The organism is Methylobacterium sp. WL7 (genome assembly GCF_008040085.1).
GTDB classification, from domain to species: Bacteria; Pseudomonadota; Alphaproteobacteria; order Rhizobiales; family Beijerinckiaceae; genus Methylobacterium; species Methylobacterium mesophilicum.
Window position 1 is genome coordinate 1 of sequence record NZ_VRVG01000301.1, and the last position, 1,528, is coordinate 1,528.

General features: G+C 62.2%; 1 protein-coding gene and 2 pseudogenes. 2 read left to right on the forward strand and 1 reads right to left on the reverse strand.

Annotated elements, in window-relative coordinates:
* The coding region (locus FV233_RS29375; protein ID WP_348642258.1) for a DapH/DapD/GlmU-related protein at window positions 1-191 on the forward strand (191 nt) is incomplete at its 5' end.
* Here FV233_RS29375 and FV233_RS31520 read toward each other — a convergent pair.
* Window positions 189-347 (reverse strand): annotated as a pseudogene (locus FV233_RS31520) (IS630 family transposase); the annotation flags it as partial. The gene FV233_RS29375 and the pseudogene FV233_RS31520 overlap by 3 nt on opposite strands.
* Window positions 348-634: 287 nt before the next feature.
* On the opposite strand from FV233_RS31520, the pseudogene FV233_RS29380 reads away from it, so the two are divergent.
* A pseudogene (locus FV233_RS29380) lies at window positions 635-1,443 on the forward strand (IS5 family transposase).
* Window positions 1,444-1,528 lie beyond the last annotated feature (85 nt).

Below are 1,528 nucleotides of genomic sequence, written 5' to 3' on the forward strand. Positions count from 1 at the left end.
TAATTAAACCGGTTAGCATTGAGGATGGCTGCTGGATCGGGGCCAACGTAACTGTCATGCCAGGTGTTACTATAAAACGCGGTTGCGTGATCGGCGCCAATTCCCTTGTCGTTGAATCGACTGACGAAGATTGTTTATATTATGGCACTCCAGCACGTCGTATTAAAAATTTTGAAGGAAACGTGAATTAGGCTGGCCGTGATTGCAATAGCCGTCCAGTGGCCGAACGGCACCGCGACCCGGCGGTGTTCGCCAAACGAAAGCCGCCGATAGCGGTGAACCATCTTCGTGTTGGTGGCAGTCTCGTCCAGGAACCCAAGCGTGTCAGGGTCGAGATCGAGTGTCTGGATGCGAGACCTCCTTGGCATCTGCAACGACGCGGAGGGCGCGTTTGATGATAGTAGAACTGGGCGGTCTGTAGGTTGGGTTGGCCAATGCGGGATCGGCTTCGAGACGCTGACGCAGCACCATCTCGGGCGAGAGCCCCTGGAGCACGCGCTGCCGGCGGCCGTTGTAGGCCGCGTTGAAGCCGCGCAGCACGATCTCCAGGTCGGCGTGGCTTTAGGTCGTGAACCCATAACGGGTGGCACGGTTTGGTCGGGGCGTCGTTGGTTCTCCGAATGGAAGACCGAGGATGGCGCGGTTTGACCTGACGGATGCAGAGTGGGCGGTGATCGAGCCGCTGCTTCCGACAGACGTACGCGGCAAGGATCGGGTGGACGACCGACGGGTGCTGAACGGGATCTTCTGGCGGCTGCGCACGAGTGCGCCGTGGGCCGACATCCCGGCGCGTTACGGGCCCTACACGACCTGCGGCAACCGCTTCCGGCGCTGGCGCAAGCGCGGCATCTGGGACCGACTTCTGGCTGCAGTGTCGAAGGCTTACGAGGGCGATCTGCAGATGATCGACGCCACCAGCGTGCGGGTGCACCAGCATGCAGCCTGCGCCAAAAAAAAGACGGCGGATCCGGTGGCATGGGTCGCTCACGGGGCGGCCTGACCAGCAAGATCCACGCGCTGGTGGATGCCGAGGGCCGTCCCGTGGCGCTGAAGATCACGCCCGGTCAGGCGCATGACGGGCGCTCGGCGACCGACATGCTGGGCGGGCTGGGTGAAGGCCAGGTCCTGCTGGGTGACCGGGCCCACGACAGCGATGCGCTGCGAGCCCGGATGTCCGAGCAGGGTGCTTGGGCGAACGTGAAGCCGATGCCCAACCGCAAGCAGGTCTTGGCCTTCAGCCCGTTCCTGTACAAGTACCGCAATCGGGTCGAACGCTTCTTCAGCAAGATCAAGCACTTCCGCGCCGTCGCCACCCGCTACGACAAGGATCCCGACAACTTTCTTGCCAGCGTCAAACTCGCCGCCGTCCGGGTCTGGCTGCGAACTTTACGAGTCCGCGACCTAGCACTACTTTGGCATTTTGACTTCAGGGTGGCAGATTGAGAACGGCGTCACAGTGCGGGCATCGCCGCGGTGGTGGCTGACTGAGGTGATCCAGGATGGCTTGGCGGATCGCCGGCATCGAGGG